The organism is Streptomyces sp. NEAU-174 (assembly GCF_052665095.1).
In genome coordinates this window covers 211,158-226,310 of the sequence record NZ_JBQTCE010000002.1, presented here as the reverse complement: position 1 = coordinate 226,310, position 15,153 = coordinate 211,158, and the positions used below count along the sequence as shown (strand labels likewise).

Annotated in this window: 13 protein-coding genes; 6 read left to right on the top strand and 7 right to left on the bottom strand. The window is 72.8% G+C overall.

From position 1 onward, the window contains the following. Positions 1-38 precede the first annotated feature (38 nt). The gene (gene ctaD / locus ACT2CW_RS05910; RefSeq protein ID WP_445515787.1) at positions 39-1,703 is read left to right on the top strand and encodes an aa3-type cytochrome oxidase subunit I; all 1,665 of its coding nucleotides are present in this window, start codon (positions 39-41) and stop codon (positions 1,701-1,703) included. Between the two features lie 2 nt (positions 1,704-1,705). Next, positions 1,706-2,053: a hypothetical protein gene (locus ACT2CW_RS05905; protein ID WP_199334891.1), complete on the top strand. Its 348-nt coding sequence runs from the start codon at positions 1,706-1,708 to the stop codon at positions 2,051-2,053. On the opposite strand, the gene ACT2CW_RS05900 is transcribed toward ACT2CW_RS05905, so the two are convergent. The 6 genes from ACT2CW_RS05900 to ACT2CW_RS05875 all read right to left on the bottom strand — a co-directional run bounded on the left by ACT2CW_RS05900 (position 2,040) and on the right by ACT2CW_RS05875 (position 8,494). Beyond that, the gene (locus ACT2CW_RS05900; protein WP_445515786.1) at positions 2,040-3,920 is read right to left on the bottom strand and encodes a transglycosylase domain-containing protein; all 1,881 of its coding nucleotides are present in this window, start codon (positions 3,918-3,920) and stop codon (positions 2,040-2,042) included. The two genes, ACT2CW_RS05905 and ACT2CW_RS05900, sit on opposite strands and share 14 nt — an antisense overlap. Positions 3,921-4,058: 138 nt before the next feature. After that, the gene (locus ACT2CW_RS05895; protein WP_445515785.1) at positions 4,059-5,420 is read right to left on the bottom strand and encodes a sensor histidine kinase; all 1,362 of its coding nucleotides are present in this window, start codon (positions 5,418-5,420) and stop codon (positions 4,059-4,061) included. 2 nt (positions 5,421-5,422) lie between these two features. Further along, the gene (gene cseB / locus ACT2CW_RS05890; RefSeq protein ID WP_445515784.1) at positions 5,423-6,172 is read right to left on the bottom strand and encodes a two-component system response regulator CseB; all 750 of its coding nucleotides are present in this window, start codon (positions 6,170-6,172) and stop codon (positions 5,423-5,425) included. Further along, on the bottom strand, positions 6,169-7,008 hold the full coding sequence (locus tag ACT2CW_RS05885; protein WP_445515783.1) for a hypothetical protein: 840 nt from the start codon (positions 7,006-7,008) through the stop codon (positions 6,169-6,171). The genes cseB and ACT2CW_RS05885 overlap by 4 nt, the downstream gene beginning before the upstream one ends. 136 nt (positions 7,009-7,144) lie before the next feature. Then, positions 7,145-7,720, bottom strand: coding sequence for a LuxR C-terminal-related transcriptional regulator (locus ACT2CW_RS05880; RefSeq protein WP_166483713.1), 576 nt, complete (start codon positions 7,718-7,720; stop codon positions 7,145-7,147). Between the two features lie 342 nt (positions 7,721-8,062). Then, complete coding sequence (locus ACT2CW_RS05875) at positions 8,063-8,494, bottom strand: hypothetical protein (RefSeq protein WP_445515782.1); 432 nt, start codon at positions 8,492-8,494, stop codon at positions 8,063-8,065. On the opposite strand from ACT2CW_RS05875, the gene ACT2CW_RS05870 reads away from it, so the two are divergent. The 4 genes from ACT2CW_RS05870 (at position 8,493) to ACT2CW_RS05855 (ending at position 14,824) form a co-directional block, all read left to right on the top strand. Continuing rightward, positions 8,493-8,786 carry a hypothetical protein gene (locus ACT2CW_RS05870; RefSeq protein ID WP_445515781.1) on the top strand — a complete coding sequence of 98 codons (294 nt, stop codon included), beginning with the start codon at positions 8,493-8,495 and terminating at the stop codon, positions 8,784-8,786. The genes ACT2CW_RS05875 and ACT2CW_RS05870 overlap by 2 nt on opposite strands. Positions 8,787-8,864: 78 nt before the next feature. Next, on the top strand, positions 8,865-13,367 hold the full coding sequence (locus tag ACT2CW_RS05865) for an HAD-IC family P-type ATPase (RefSeq protein WP_445515780.1): 4,503 nt from the start codon (positions 8,865-8,867) through the stop codon (positions 13,365-13,367). 92 nt (positions 13,368-13,459) lie between these two features. Beyond that, a complete protein-coding gene (locus ACT2CW_RS05860; protein ID WP_138910755.1) occupies positions 13,460-13,699 on the top strand; it encodes a DUF6296 family protein in 240 nt (79 codons plus the stop codon). Between the two features lie 123 nt (positions 13,700-13,822). Next, positions 13,823-14,824: a sigma-70 family RNA polymerase sigma factor gene (locus ACT2CW_RS05855; protein WP_164430745.1), complete on the top strand. Its 1,002-nt coding sequence runs from the start codon at positions 13,823-13,825 to the stop codon at positions 14,822-14,824. On the opposite strand, the gene ACT2CW_RS05850 is transcribed toward ACT2CW_RS05855, so the two are convergent. Continuing rightward, positions 14,723-15,142, bottom strand: a complete 420-nt coding sequence (locus ACT2CW_RS05850) for an STAS domain-containing protein (protein ID WP_445515779.1) — start codon at positions 15,140-15,142, stop codon at positions 14,723-14,725. The two genes, ACT2CW_RS05855 and ACT2CW_RS05850, sit on opposite strands and share 102 nt — an antisense overlap. Positions 15,143-15,153 lie beyond the last annotated feature (11 nt).

Here is a 15,153-nt window from a genome sequence, read left to right as displayed (position 1 = left end):
GGAGTGATGATCCACGGGGTGCCGGACACCTAGCGGTCATGAGGAACAACACCGTTGTCGCGGCGGCGCCGGCCGCCCCGCCGTCGCGCCGCCCCGGGCCGGGGGCCACGGCCGTGAAATGGCTGACCACCACCGATCACAAGACGATCGGCACGCTCTACCTGATCACCTCGTTCGCCTTCTTCTGCATCGGCGGGGTGATGGCGCTGCTGATGCGCGCCGAGCTGGCCCGCCCGGGTATCCAGATCATGTCGAACGAGCAGTTCAACCAGGCGTTCACCATGCATGGCACGATCATGCTGCTGATGTTCGCCACCCCGCTGTTCGCGGGCTTCACGAACTGGATCATGCCGCTCCAGATCGGTGCGCCCGATGTGGCGTTCCCGCGGCTGAACATGTTCGCGTACTGGCTGTACCTCTTCGGCTCGCTGATCGCGGTGGGCGGGTTCCTGACCCCGCAGGGCGCGGCCGACTTCGGCTGGTTCGCCTACTCCCCGCTGTCGGACGCGGTCCGTTCGCCGGGTATCGGCGCGGACATGTGGATCATGGGTCTGGCCCTCTCCGGCTTCGGCACGATCCTCGGTGCGGTCAACTTCATCACCACGATCATCTGCATGCGCGCTCCGGGCATGACGATGTTCCGCATGCCCATCTTCACCTGGAACGTGCTGCTGACCGCGGTGCTGGTCCTGCTCGCCTTCCCGGTGCTGGCCGCCGCACTGTTCGCCCTGGAGGCGGACCGTAAATTCGGGGCGCATGTCTTCGACGCGGCCAATGGCGGAGCGCTGCTCTGGCAACACCTCTTCTGGTTCTTCGGCCATCCAGAGGTGTACATCATCGCGCTGCCGTTCTTCGGCATCATTTCCGAGGTCATTCCGGTCTTCTCCCGGAAGCCGATGTTCGGTTACATCTCCCTGATCGCCGCGACCATTTCGATCGCCGGTCTCTCGGTGACGGTGTGGGCCCACCACATGTATGTCACCGGCGGAGTGCTACTGCCGTTCTTCTCGTTCATGACGTTCCTCATCGCGGTGCCGACCGGTATCAAGTTCTTCAACTGGATCGGCACGATGTGGAAGGGGTCGCTGAGCTTCGAGACCCCGATGCTCTGGTCGGTCGGCTTCCTCATCACCTTCGTCTTCGGCGGTCTGACCGGTGTGATCCTGGCTTCGCCGCCGATGGACTTCCACGTCTCGGACACCTACTTCGTGGTCGCCCACTTCCACTACGTCATCTTCGGTACCGTGGTCTTCGCCATGTTCGCCGGATTCCACTTCTGGTGGCCCAAGTTCACCGGCAAGATGCTGGACGAACGACTGGGAAAGATCACCTTCTGGACCCTCTTCCTGGGCTTCCACGGCACGTTCCTGGTGCAGCACTGGCTGGGCGCCGAGGGAATGCTGCGCAGAATTCCCGACTACCTGGCGGCCGACGGCTTCACCACCCTGAACACCATCTCGACCATCAGCTCCTTCGTCCTCGGCCTGTCGTTCCTGCCGTTCCTCTACAACGTCTGGAAGACTGCCAAGTACGGCGAGAAGGTCGTCACCGACGATCCCTGGGGCTATGGACGTTCGCTGGAATGGGCGACCTCCTGCCCGCCGCCGCGCCATAACTTCGTCAGCCTGCCGAAGATCCGTTCCGAATCCCCCGCGTTCGATCTGCACCATCCCGATGTCGGCCAGAAGGAGAGTGTGGCGTGAGTATGGCCAGAGCCGCCGAGCCCCCCGGTATCGCCGCCGGAATCAACCAGATCGAGGGCTACCTGCTGCTCCAGGGCGAGCGGGACGCGGCCCGGGAGCGGGCCCGCCGCCTCACCGGCCGGCTCGACTGGCTGACCTCCGCCCAGCGGGCGGAGGTCGAGCGGGTCTACGTCCAGGACCAGCTGGCCGTCACCGAGCAGACCCTGCGCACGGTGGTGCGGCGCTGCGAGGAGCTGCGGGCGGAGTACCAGGAGGTCTACCGCACGCTGCGCCGCCGGCTGCTGCTGACCTGCCTGCTCGGGGCCGCGGCCCTCGCCGGTGGCCTCGGCGCCGCCCTCACCGTGCGATAGGCGCCGTCTCGGCCGGGACCGGAACCGTCCCCGACCCGGGGCCGAAGTCGAACCAGGCCGGGGGCGCGTCGCCCAGCGCCCGGCCGGTGTAGTCGCTCCAGAGGTCGGCGACCCGCTGGACACGGGCGTTCCGCAGGGGGATCTGCTTCCGCTTCTTGGCGTCCTCGCCGAAGAGGGCGACCGCGGTGACCAGGTCCGGGGTGTAACCGACGTACCAGGCGGCCCTCTTGTCGTCGGAGACCCCGCCCTTGCCCGCCGAGGGCCGTTTGACGGCGCGTACCGCGCTCGCCCCGCCGTTCTCGATGAGGCTCCGGGTGATCAGCTGGGCGGCCGCGGGGGCGATCGCCTGGTCGCCCACCGCCTTCGGCGGCCCGGCCGTCTCGTCGCCGCGCCGGGCGGACTTCACGATGCTCGGGGTGACCCGCTTGCCCCCGTGGTCGAACGAGGCGTAGACACCGGCCATCCTCAGCGGGCTCGAGCCCATCAGCCCCAGCCCGACCGACTCCTTGGTGGCGAAGCCGCCGCCGTCGGTGTCCATGCCCAGCGCCCCGGCGGTGCGCTTGACCTCCGGCAGTCCGCCGGCGGTGGCCCCGCCCCGCATCTTGGCGTCCAGGGACGCGGCGGCGCTGACCGGTTCGAAGACGGGGCCCACCTGGTAGTCGCCGCGGGTCGCGTTGGACAGATAGTGCCGGGTGTAGTCCCGGCCGCCGTAGAGCGCGACGATCCGCCCGTTCCTCGGGTCCACCGAAACCGCGCCGCCCTGGGTGGCGGCCGCGTCCGCGCGGCCCCGCTCGCCCTTGGCGGAGCCGTCGAGCCCCTGGTGCATCGTCTCCTCCAGCGCCCGCTGTTTGGCCGGGTCGACGTTGAGGGTGATGGTCCAGCCGCCCGCGGCGAGTTCCTGTTCGCCGACGCCGGAGGCGATCAGCTCATTGCGGGCCGCGTCCACGAGATACCCGGCCTGGCCGCCGAGACCGGGGGCGGGCTCGGGGGCCACCGGCACGGGGAAGCGCATCCGCTTCCGCTCCGCGGGGTCCAGCCAGTGCATGTCGACCATGTTGTCCAGGACGTAGTTCCAGCGCCGGGTGACCAGGCGCTTCGCCTTGGGGCTCGCGACGGCCCAGTCGTACTGGCTCGGGGCCTGCACCAGCGCCGCGAGGTAGGCGCCCTGCTCGACGGTGAGGTCGTCCACGTCCTTGTCGTAGTACGCGCGGGCGGCGGCCTGGACGCCATAGGCGACGCGGCCGAAGTAGCTGGTGTTCAGATACCCCGCGAGGATGTCCTCCTTGGAGTTGCGCTGATCGACCTTGAGGGAGATCACCAGCTCCTTGATCTTGCGGGTGGCGGTCTGCTCCTGGCTCAGGTAGTAGTTCTTGACGTACTGCTGGGTGATGGTCGAGCCGCCCTGAGTGCCCTTGCCCGTCACGGTGTTGACCAGCCCCCGCAGGATGCCCATCGGGTCCACGCCCGAGTCCTTGTAGAAGGACTTGTTCTCGGCCGCCACGAACGCGTGCTGGACACCCGTGGGCACCCGGTCGAGGGTGACCATCTCGCGGTTGATCTCACCGGTGCGGGCGAGGATCGAGCCGTCGCTGAACTTGTAGACGTTGCTCTGCGCCTTCGCCTGGGCGTTGGCCTTGGGGATGTCGATCGAGTAGTAGAGCACCGTGAACGCCCCGATCAGCAGGGCGCACAGGGCGGCCACGTAGGCGAGCAGCTTCCGCCAGGTGAAGAACCGCCGGATGCCGGTCCGCTTCCGCCTCCCGCTTCCTCTCGCTCCGCGCCGTCGGCCCGGGGGTCTGGTGTCCCGCGGCGTCTGCTCCGAGTCCGGTGTGAACCGTACGCGTAGTGCCGTCAGGGGACCTGCCATGCCGATTGCTCCTCCGTCGATCCCGGCCGCGAGGTTTCGCGCGGGTCGGCGCCATCCTCCTCAGCGAAGATCTTCGGAACCGCAACGGACGGTCTCGGCGGGGGCTCGGCCGGGTCTCGACTTCCGCTCGACGGTGTATCAGCCGTGTATCGGTCCGGGCTCCGGCGATTCGGGCCGCTCGGGCAGGCGCAGGGTGGCGACCGCGCCGCCGTCCGGTGCGTTGCCGAACTCCAGCGTGGCGCCGATGACCTGAGCCTGGCCGGCCGCGATGGTCAGCCCGAGACCATGGCCCCGGCCCCGCTCCCGGACCCCGGTGCGGAACCGCTGCGGGCCCCTCTCCAGCAGATCGTCGGGAAAGCCGGTGCCGTGGTCGCGGACCGTCACGGTCCGGCCGTCCGCCGCCACCGTCACCTCGACCGGTTCGCGGCCGTGGCGATGGGCGTTGACCACGAGATTGGCGACGATACGGGTCAGCCGACGGGGATCCGTCCACACCTTCGGGCCGTCCGCGGCGTCCCGCTGTCCGGTGTCCTCCGCCGGGCCGTCCCGCTGTCCGGCGTCCTCGTGGTCCTCCCGCTCGCGGTCCTCCCACTCGCTGTTCTCCTGCCCGCTGTCCTCCGGCGTGCCGGTCCGCAGCCGCGCCGACAGCCCGGTGCCCGCGATGGCCTCCTCGAGCACCGGACCCAGGGGGCAGGGGGACAGATCGGCCTCCTCCGCCCCCGCGTCCAGCCGGGAGATCTCCAGCAGCTCCTCGACCAGCGTGCTCAGCACCCGCACCCGGTCCCGCACATACCCGGCCGCCTCGCCGGGCGGGAGCAGCTCGGCGGCGGTGACCAGACCCATCAGCGGAGTGCGCAGCTCATGCGCCACATCGGCGGTGAACCGCTGCTCGTCGAGCAGCCGCTCCTGGAGCGCGGCGGCCATCGAGTCCACGGCCCCGGAGATCTCGGCGATCTCGTCGTGCGGGCGGGTGGCGGGGGAGATCCGGGCGTCCAGGTCCCCGGCCGCGATCCGCCGCGCGGTGGCCGCCGCCAGCCGCAGCCGCCGGCTCATCCGCTCGGCGGTCAGCACACCCAGCGGCAGCACCACGGCGGTGGTCATCAGCCCGGCCAGGATGATGTTGGTGTCCAGCGCGCCGATGTCGCGCATCGCGGTGCTCATGTCGAGGCGTACGGACAGGACTTGGTCATCGGCGGGCCGGGCCGCCCACATCGCGGGTCCGCCCGGGCCGGTGGTGAACTCGGTGCCCTGATGGCCCTTGTCCACCAGGCGCCGCAGATCCCCGGGGAGCCCGGGCGCGTCCAGCACCGCGCCGGAGCCCTGGACGCCGCCGGTGCGGGCGTAGATGACCGCGGCGCGGTCCAGTGTGGTGCGCGCCCCGTCGCGCGCCTGGGACAGTTCGCGGTCGCGCGAGGCGTGGTGCACCAGGACGCCCACCGCGGCCGCGGCGGCACACGTCGCCGCCGCCACCAGGGCGACGATCCGCCATCTCAGCGTCATCGTCAGCGCCGCAGCTTGTAGCCGAAGCCGCGGACCGTCTCGATCCGTTCGGCGCCTATCTTGGCCCGCAGCCGCTGCACATGGAGGTCGACCACGCGGGTGTCGCCCTGCCACGCGTGGTCCCAGACCCGGCTGAGCAGCGTACGGCGCTCCAGGACCACCCCCGGCGAGCCGGCGAACTCCAGCAGCATCCGCAGTTCGGTGGGGGTCAGGGCCAGCGGCTCTCCCGCGCGGCGCACCTCCATACCGCGGGTGTCGATGGTGAGATCGCCGAAAGCGAGGGTGTCGGGATCGGCCGTGTCGTCCGATCCCGGAGCCCCGGCGCGCGGGGCGCGGGCCACGGGGGTGAAGGAGGCGCGGCGCAGCAGCGAGCGGATACGGGCCACCAGGACCGCGCTCTCGCACGGCTTGACCACATAGTCGTCGGCGCCCGCCTCGAGACCGGAGACCACGTCCAGGGAGTCACCGCGCGCGGACATCATCAGGATCGGCGCCAGGCTGAACTCGCGGACCCTGCGGCACAGTCCGATGCCGTCCAGCTCGGGCAGCATCACATCCAGCAGCAGCAGATCGGGCTGTTCCTCCCGGAAGATCTCCAGCCCGGTGAGGCCGTCGCCCGCGGTGGACACGGTGAAGCCGTACCGCTCCAGGGCCATCCGCACCGTATTGCGGATCACCTCGTCGTCCTCGACGAGCAGCAGCTGCGCCTCGGTCGGGGAGCCCGGGCCGGGCGGGGTGAAGGCGGTGGTCATCGCGTCGTCCTCGTCTCCGTACGGGTACCCGTGTCCGCCGCCGTGCCGGTTCTGCTCGGCAGAGCCCCCGGTGCGGCGCCGGGGGCGGCGGTCCGGTCGGCGCCGCCCTCCCCCGGAGCCGGGGCCCGGGTGGCCGCGCCGCCCTCCGGGACCGGGGTCCGGGTGGCCGCGCCGTCCTCGGGGGTCACGGCCGCCATGACGGTGCCGTTCCAGCGGAAGCGGGTGGTGACCCGGCCGTCCTTGCCGATCGCGGAGATCAGCAGATCGCGGCCGAAGGTTTCACCGGTGAGCCCGGGCGGGCCCCAGTAGATGAGCACGGGGCGGACCGTGCGGCCCGAGGCGGTGTAGACCTGGAGCAGCGTCCGCTCGAACACCGGCAGATCGGCTGCCACCACCAGTTCGTCGCGGCCGTCGCCGGTCAGATCCCGGTGGGCGGTGTCCCGCAGCGGGCAGTGGCTGCCGTCGGGGCACAGCGAGACCTCCTTCTGCACCACCGAGGGCACATTGGGGTCGTGGAGCAGCAGGTTCTTCGCGGACAGGGCGGCAAGTCCGCCCGAGGGCACCCTGACCCTGTCCACCGGCAGATAGCGGGCGAAGTCGGGCTTCTCCTGGGGCGTGGCCACGGTCGGCGGGGTGTACCGGGGCCACAGCGGAACCGCGCTGGCCGGTGCCGAGAGCGAGGGCGCCACGCCGTCGTCCCGCACCCCCGCCTGGGCCGCGCACCCCGCGGCGGTCAGCACGGCGGCGCACGCGGCCACCACGGCGGGCAGGAGGGCGCGGGGCGGCCCGGGGCGGGGGCGTCGCGCGGTGCGCGATCCGGTGGGGAGTGAACGCATGGCCGTCTCAGCCTACTGAGCGACGGAGGCGTGCCGCCCGGGACCCGTGAGGTACCGGCCGGGCCGCCGAAGACGACAGGCCCGGGGCGGTGCGCCCCGGGCCTGTTCGGTGTGATGCGGCGTCACATGATTTGCGTCACTTGATGAATTCCGGGCGAACGCGGGCCGGCCAGGTGCCGACGGTCAGCATGCCGGCCGCGTAGGCACGCGAGACCAATGCCGCCCGGTTGGGGGCCTTCATCTTCCGCAACATGGATCCCACGTGGTATTCGACGCCCTGTCTGCTGAGATAGAGCTTGGCGGCCATCTGCACGGTCGACGCTCCGGTCGCCACGCCCTCGAGTATCCGGGCCTCCAGCGGCGACAGCAACTTCTGGCTGGTGGGGGTTGGTTCCTCCTCGGGTCGTTCGTCATCCGGTTTGACCATCACGACGATGGCCGCGAGTCGGTCGGACCGGCCCTGGATGGCCGTGCCGGTCAGCTTTCCCGAGAACACCCGGCCCCGTGAGTGGTAGCCGAGGACGCGCTCGGTGAAGCGGGTGCGCCGCCCGTCGTGCAGTCGCGAGAAGTGTTCCCGCAGCACGGAGGGGGAGCTGGGGTGCAGCAGGTCGAACAGGCTGCGGCCGCACAACTCGGCGGACGAGGCGCCGAAGTGTCGGAAGAAGTCCTCGTCCCCGGCCACCACATGGAGGTCAGGGGCGAGTGTGGCCATTCCGGTGGCGTGCCGCGAGGCGGCCGGCACTGCCTGTCCGGGCACTCGAGGGGCACTCTGAGCGCTGTGGGGGAGGGCCAAGAGGAGTCACCGCTTTCGGTCGGTTCGTGACGGAGTGGTCAGTCCGTCTCGGGTGAACCCCCAGGTGACGGAGGGTCGGCGCATCGCGGCCACGCAATGCGCCGGACCCCAGGGGGAATTCAGTAACGGGTGTTAGGCCCGCTTCCTGGTGTATACCAACGCTACGGCGACTGTGGGGTGCCCGTTTCCAACAGAGTTCTGCCCGTTTTATGACCGCTTTGCGGACGAAATCGATCCGGCACGAAGCCGCTGGTCGAAACGTTACGCCGCGGCCTTCGCGGATCTACGCGTTTGCGAACGACTCCCGGAACGGGCGCTCCTCGAGCTCGAGCGGCCGGTCGTGCGGCCCTGGCCGCGGCCCGCGCCGCGCTGCTCGGACGGCTCGGCCATGATGCCGCCCTTGCGCAGCACCGCGTAACCGACCCCGATGCCGATGGCCACCGGCCATTCGATGATCTCCACGGCGCCCAGCGCGCCGAGCCCCACGTACAGCGGGAGTCCGCCCTTGGCGGGCAGCACCCGGCGGGCCACCTCGATCGGCTTCATCGCCGCCTTCGCCGCACCACCGGTCGCGCGGGTGGTCGCGTGGCCGACCGTCCCGAAGGTCTCCTTCGTGGCGTGGCCCACGGTGTCGAGGGTGTCCCTGGTGGCGTGGCCGACGGTGTCGAACCCCTCCTTCGTGGCGTGGCCCATGGCATTGAACGTGGGCACCGTGACGGTCAGGCGGCGCTTGCCGTCGCTGCGCGATGTCTCCATGGGGCCCTTGGCGGCCTTCGCCGTCCGCTGCCGCTGTGTGGTCTTCGACGGCCTGGTGGCCTTCGTCGTCCTCTTGGCCTGCGAGGGCTTCGAGGTGGCCGACGTGGTCTGGGACTTCGTCGTCGACTTGCCGCCGCGCGCCGGTGCTGCCGTCTTCTTCGCGGCGGTCGAGGAACTGCGCTTGCGTGACGTAGCGGGAGTGCTCACTGTTCTCACGTCCACACGGTGATGACGAATGGAATCTTCTTCCCTTTTCAGGGTAATAGGGATGAACCGGGCAGGCCGCCCGGAGAGCGGAGGTCCCTTGATGTCACCGCTGCCGTCGCTGTCAGCACTGCGTCTGCCCCTGCCGTCCGCGCTGCTGCTCGCGCCCATCAAAAGCGGTGTGGCCGCGGGCGTGCGGGATGCCGCCGGAGCCGTCGGACGGCTGGTCCGGCCCTCCGAGCGCGGGATCTGGTCCTACCCGGGGCGGTACTACATCGAGGTCCGCGGGGTGCACGGCATCGGCGGCGAGCAGGTGGCCCGCCGGGTGGAGCGGGCGCTCGAGGAGCATCCGCGGGTGCGGTGGGCCCGGGTGAACTCGCCCTCCGAGCGGGTCGTGGTGGCCGTGGGCAAGCCGCCCCCGTCCGAGCTGGATCTGATCGCCCGGATCGAGCGCGCCGAGGTCCAGGAGCCCGCCGGGCCCACCGAGGAGTTCGACGAATGGGCCCCCGAGCCGCGCCACCCCTCCGGCGGTGCCAGGGACGCCCAGTCGCTGGCCGTCGTGGCCGCGGACGTCGTGGGCCTGAGCGTGGCGACCGCCCTGCGGCTGGCCCCCTGGCTCAAGCTGCCCACCGAGGTGGCCGCCGCCATGTCCGTCATCCAGAACCACCCCCGGCTGCGGCGCCTCGCCCTGGCCGTCACCCGAGGCCGGCCGACCGAGCCGACGCTGCCGGTGCTGAGCGCGCTGACCCAGGGCGTGGCCACCCGGGGCGGGGGGCTCGTGCTCGACCTCATCCAGCGGACGGCCCTGTGGCGGGAGGCGGAGGCGGAGGGCCGGGCCTGGGCCGCGATGGAGCCGCACCTGGTGCACGGCCCCCAGGACGTGGTGGCCGAGCCCATCGTGGTCGAGCGGCCCGGACCGTCCCCCAAGGACACCGTGGAGCGCTTCGCGGAGCGCTCCATGGCGGTGGGGGCCGCGGCCGGCCTCCTCACCGCGCCCTTCGCCGGCCCGCGCCGCGGTTTCGCCGTCGGATTCTCCTCCGTGCCCAAGGCGCCGGGGGCGGGCCGGGAGGGGTTCGCGACCAGCCTCGGCCGGTTCCTGGCGCTGCGCGGCGTCCTGGCCATGGACCGCAGCTCGCTGCGGCGGCTGGGCCAGGTCGACACCGTGGTGCTGGACGAGGCGGCGCTGCGCGGCGACCGCTACGAGCCCATCGACCTGGAACTCCTCGGCGGCGCCCACCCCGAGCGGACCACCGAGCGGCTCTTCGACCTCTTCGACTCCGACGAGCCCCTGGAGACCCGCCGCGCAGGCGGATGGGTGCTCGGTCCCCTGGACCGGCTGGAGCTGACGGGCCGCACCGGGCAGCAGACCGCGGCGCGGCTCCGCCGCAGGGGCAGCGAGCGGGTGCTCGGCCTGGCCCGGGGGAGCAAGCTCCAGGCGGTGGTGGGCCTCGCGCCACAGACCGTGCCGGGCGCCGGGGCCGTGGCGGCCGCCGCCCGCCGGGCGGGGGCCCGCATCGTCCTGGCCACCGACCGGCAGCAGCCCACGGACATCACCTTCGCCGACGCGGTGGTTCCCTCCGGCGGTCGCCTGGTGGCCTCCGTACGCTCCCTCCAGGCCGACGGCGCCGTGGTGCTGCTGCTCTCCGGCAACCGCCGGGCCCTGGGCGCCGCCGACTGCGGCATCGGGGTGCACCGCGACGGCGAACCCCCGGCCTGGGGCGCCCATCTGCTCGTCGGCGCCGACCTGGAGTCCGCCGGGCTCATCGTGGACGCCGTCGGCGTGGCCGCGCGGGTGGACCGGGAGAGCGCCCTGCTGTCCGCCGGCGGCAGCGCCATCGGCGCGGTGGCCGCCCTCCAGGCGCCCCCGGACCAGGCCACCGCGCGCGGCGCGGCGTCGGGCACCACGGCGGGGACCCTGGCCTTCGCCCTGGGCAACTGGCGGGCGCGCCAGCTCCTGGGCCGCCCCATGGACCCGCCGGTGACCACCACCCCCTGGTATCTGATGCCGGTCCCCCGGGTGCTGGAGCGGCTGCGGACCAGGCCCGACGGGCTGACCCCGGAGGAGGCGGCGTCCCGCACCGCGCAGGGGCCGCGCCGGGGCGAGCCCTCCCGCACCACCCTGCCCGCCGCGTTCATCGAGGAGCTGGCCAACCCGCTCACCCCGGTCCTGGCCGCCGGAGCCGCCCTGGCCGCCGCCGTGGGCTCGCGCACCGACGCCGCGCTGGTGGCCGCCATCACCGGCGTCTCCGCGCTCGTCGGCGGATTCCAGCGGGTCAGGACCGAGCGGGCGCTGTCCGAGCTGTTCGCCCGGTCGGCGATCGGCGCCCGGGTCCGCAGGGGCGGTGCGGAACGCCTGGTGACCGCCGGGGACCTGGTCCCCGGCGACATCGTCGTGCTGGGCCCGGAGGACGTGGTGCCCGCCGACTGCCGGGTGCTGGAGGCCGAGGGGCTCGAGGTCGACGAGTCCTCGCTGACCGGCGAGTCCCTGCCCGTGCACAAGTCCCCGTCACCGGTCGTCGGCGCCCACCTCACCCAGCGCCGGTCGATGCTCTACGAGGGCACCACGGTCTCCGCGGGGCGGGCGGAGGCCGTCGTCGTGGCCACCGGACCGGCCACCGAGGTCGGCCGCAGCCTGGCCACCGCCCGCCAGGCCGCCCCCGTCACCGGTGTCGAGGCCCGGCTGACCGCGCTCACCCGCTCCAGCGTGCCCATCGCGGTCGGATCCGCCGCCGCGGTCGCCGGCGCCGGACTGCTGCACGGCCTGCCGCCCACCGAGAACCTCGCCTCCGCCGTCAACCTCGCCGTGGCGTCCGTCCCCGAGGGACTTCCGTTCCTGGTCAACGCCGCCCAGCTGGCCGCCGCCCGGCGGCTGGCCGACCTCGGCGCACTGGTCCGCAACCCCCGCACCATCGAGGCCCTCGGCCGCGCCGACGTGCTGTGCTTCGACAAGACCGGAACCCTCACCGAGGGCACCCTCCAGCTCGCCGCCGTCAGCGACGGCGGCGGCCCGCTCCCCGCCGACCGGCTCGACGCGCCCCGTAAGGCGGTGCTCGCCGCCGCCCTGCGCGCGACCCCGCCGGCCCGCCAGGCCGAGCCCATGGCGCACCAGACCGACCGCGCGGTGAGCGTCGGAGCCCGCCGGGCCGGGGTCGGGGTGCGGCGCGGGGCGCCCCGCTGGCGCCGTACCGACTCGCTGCCGTTCGAACCCTCCCGCGCCTACCACGCCACCGCCGGGCGCACCTCGCACGGCGCCCTGCTCAGCGTCAAAGGGGCGCCCGAGGGCGTCCTGGAGCGGGTCGCCCGGCGGCGCGCACCGGGCACCGGACGGGCCGTCCCACTGGACGCGGAGGACATCAAGAAGCTGGCCGACGCCGCCGAGGAGCTGGCCGGAGCAGGGCGGCGAGTGCTGGCGGTGGCCGAGCGCCCGATGCGGGAGGGCGAGGACCTTACCGACGACACCGTGCGGGACCTGGACTTCCTCGGCTTCATCGCGCTCGCCGACCCCGTCCGCACCAGCGCCGGCCCGGCCACCGAGCGGCTGCGCGAGGCCGGGGTGCAGACGGTGATGCTCACCGGCGACCACCCCGCCACCGCGGACGCCATCGCGGCCACCGTCATGGACGTCCCGGAGCCCAAGGTGAGCACCGGTCCTGAGCTGGACGAGATGGACGACGAGCGGCTGGACGAGCTGCTGCCCACGGTGGACGTGATCGCCCGGTGCAGCCCGCACCACAAGGTCCGCATCGTCCAGGCGTATCAGCGCCTCGGCCGGGTGGTGGCCATGACCGGCGACGGCGCCAACGACGCCCCCGCGATCCGGCTCGCGGACGTCGGGATCGCCCTCGGCCGGCGCGGCACCCCCGCCGCGACCGCCGCGGCGGACCTCGTCGTCACCGACGACCGCCTGGAGACCATCGTCTCGGCCCTGATGGAGGGGCGCGCCATGTGGGCCTCGGTCCGGGCCGCCCTCGCCATCCTCATCGGCGGCAACTTCGGCGAGGTCACCTTCAGCGTGGCGGCCTCCGCCCTCACCGGCACCACGCCCCTGAGCGCGCGTCAGATCATGCTGGTCAACCTGCTGACCGACCTCGCGCCCGCGCTCGCCATCGCGGTGCGCGAACCCACCGGGCACACCGGCGAACGGCTGCTCAAGGAGGGCCCCAGCCGCTCGCTGGGCGTGGCGCTCACCAAGGACATGCTGCTGCGGGGCGTCATCACGGCCGCCGGGGCCGGACTGGCGTGGACTGGCGCCCGGGTCACCGGCCGGAGCCGCCGGGCCAGTACGGTGGCGCTCGCCGCCCTGGTCGGCACCCAGCTGGCGCAGACGCTGACGACGGGCGGCCTGGACCCGCACGTCCTGGTCGCCGGCCTGGGCTCCGCCGCGGTGCTCGCGGCCATCATCCAGACCCCGGGCGTCAGCCAGTTCTTCGACTGCACCCCGCTCGGCCCGTTCGCCTGGGCCATCACCCTGGGCTCCATCACCGTGGCCACCCTGTTCGGCCCCGTCCTCGCGCCGATGCTGCGCCTCGACAGCAGGCCGCCCGAGGAGGAGGCGGAGGAGGGGCGCACGGACGCCGCGGACGGTGCGGTGGCCGCACCGCGGTGAGCACCGAACCTCTTGCGCCGCCCCGCCCGAGCGATAGTGTTGAATGTCCCGGTTTGAGATGGCGGGGGCGGGTCGGTGCGGAGGAGGGCGTGATGCGGAGCCGAGAGCGGTATGAGCTGGTCTTCCTGGATACGACCGCCCCGGACCCGGGAGCCGAGGATGTCGTGGTGGTGCACCGCACGGAGAGCAGCGGTCCGGGCGGCCACCCCGTGTACGTGGACGACACCGGCATCGTGCGGGCGGAGATCAGCGACCGCGCGGAGGTACGGATGATCGCCAGCGGCGGCCATCAGGTGCACGCCGCCACGGTCAGCGCCCGCCCGGTGTCCTGAGTCACCCGTCCGGCGCCCCGAGCCGTCTGTCGTTTCCGCAGGTCGGCGCCGTTGTCAGTGGGGCCCGCTAGGTTTGGCGCCGATGGGAGTCCGAAGAGCGATCGAAACGATCGAGGTGCGGCGATGAGTGATGTGGCGTCGGTGGACGGCGCGGCCGGTGTCGAGCTTCAGCTGGAGCCGTACCGCACGCAGCTGACCGGTTACTGCTATCGGATGCTGGGCTCGGCCTTCGAGGCCGAGGACGCGGTGCAGGAGACGATGGTGCGCGCCTGGCGGGGCCTGGACCGCTTCGAGGGCCGGTCCGCGCTGCGGTCGTGGCTCTACCGCATCGCCACCAATGTGTGCCTGGACATGCTCAGCGGGAGCAAGCGGCGGGCCCGGCCCATGGATCTGACCTCCGCGGCCACCCCGTTCCCGGCCACGCTCGCCGAGCAGCCGGAGGCCACCTGGATCGGGCCGGTGCCGGACGGCCAGGTGCTGCCGGACGGGGGAGACCCCGCCGAGGTGGCGGCCCAGCGGGACGCGGTGCGGCTCGCGTTCATCGCCGCGCTCCAGCACCTGGCGCCCCGCCAGCGGGCGGTGCTGATCCTGCGCGAGGTGCTGGCCTGGAAGGCGAGCGAGGTCGCCGAGCTGCTGGGCACCACCGTCGCGTCGGTCAACAGCGCGCTCCAGCGCGCCCGGGCCACCCTCGCCGCGAGCCAGGTCAGCGACTCCGACCCGGTCAAGCCGCTGGACGAGGAGCAGCGCGCGCTGCTGGCCCGCTATGTGGACGCCTTCGAGCGCTACGACCTGGACTCCCTCACCGCCCTGCTGCACGAGGACGCCACGCTCTCCATGCCGCCGTACGAGCTGTGGCTGCGCGGCCACGAGGACATCCGGCAGTGGCTGCTGGGCCATGGCATCGGCTGCCGCGGCTCCCGGCTGGTCCCGACCGTGGCCAATGGCATGCCCGCCTTCGGCCAGTACCGCCCGGGCGGCGCCGACGGCCGCCATGAGCCCTGGGCGCTTCAGGTCCTGGAGATATCAGGGGGCCGGATCACCGGGCTCAACTCCTTCCTGGACACCGAGCGCCTCTTCCCGCTGTTCGGCCTCCCCGCCTGGCTCGGGCCCGAGGGCGTGGCCTAACGCAGCGGGGGCCGTCAGGGCCTCGTCCAGCCCCGTCCAGGCGAGCAGCCGCCGCAGTTCGCCGCGGGCGTTGCGGAGCTGGATCCCGCGCCCCAGCCGGCCGGCGGTCAGCCGCAGCCGGGCCAGGGCCTCGACCACGGCCAGGTCCGGCCGCGCCACCCCGCCCACGTCCACGGTGACCGGCCCCGGACCGGCCCGGCGCGCCAGTGCGGTCAGCCGTTCGCACAGCCGCGCCACCTCGGCGCGGGTGACCGGCTGGGCCAGCACCAGCACGGCCGGGGACGGCATGGGCGGATTCTCGGGCTCGGGACCGGTCAACGTCCACCTCC

Coding starts and splice junctions, on each gene's coding strand:
- ACT2CW_RS05885 (WP_445515783.1), bottom strand. CDS start 7,008: ATGCGTTCACTCCCCACCGGATCGCGCACCGCGCGACGCCCCCGCCCC.
- ACT2CW_RS05855 (WP_164430745.1), top strand. CDS start 13,823: ATGAGTGATGTGGCGTCGGTGGACGGCGCGGCCGGTGTCGAGCTTCAG.
- cseB (WP_445515784.1), bottom strand. CDS start 6,172: ATGACCACCGCCTTCACCCCGCCCGGCCCGGGCTCCCCGACCGAGGCG.
- ACT2CW_RS05900 (WP_445515786.1), bottom strand. CDS start 3,920: ATGGCAGGTCCCCTGACGGCACTACGCGTACGGTTCACACCGGACTCG.
- ACT2CW_RS05880 (WP_166483713.1), bottom strand. CDS start 7,720: ATGGCCACACTCGCCCCTGACCTCCATGTGGTGGCCGGGGACGAGGAC.
- ACT2CW_RS05895 (WP_445515785.1), bottom strand. CDS start 5,420: ATGACGCTGAGATGGCGGATCGTCGCCCTGGTGGCGGCGGCGACGTGT.
- ACT2CW_RS05865 (WP_445515780.1), top strand. CDS start 8,865: ATGTCACCGCTGCCGTCGCTGTCAGCACTGCGTCTGCCCCTGCCGTCC.
- ACT2CW_RS05905 (WP_199334891.1), top strand. CDS start 1,706: ATGGCCAGAGCCGCCGAGCCCCCCGGTATCGCCGCCGGAATCAACCAG.
- ctaD (WP_445515787.1), top strand. CDS start 39: ATGAGGAACAACACCGTTGTCGCGGCGGCGCCGGCCGCCCCGCCGTCG.
- ACT2CW_RS05870 (WP_445515781.1), top strand. CDS start 8,493: ATGGCATTGAACGTGGGCACCGTGACGGTCAGGCGGCGCTTGCCGTCG.
- ACT2CW_RS05860 (WP_138910755.1), top strand. CDS start 13,460: ATGCGGAGCCGAGAGCGGTATGAGCTGGTCTTCCTGGATACGACCGCC.
- ACT2CW_RS05875 (WP_445515782.1), bottom strand. CDS start 8,494: ATGGGCCACGCCACGAAGGAGGGGTTCGACACCGTCGGCCACGCCACC.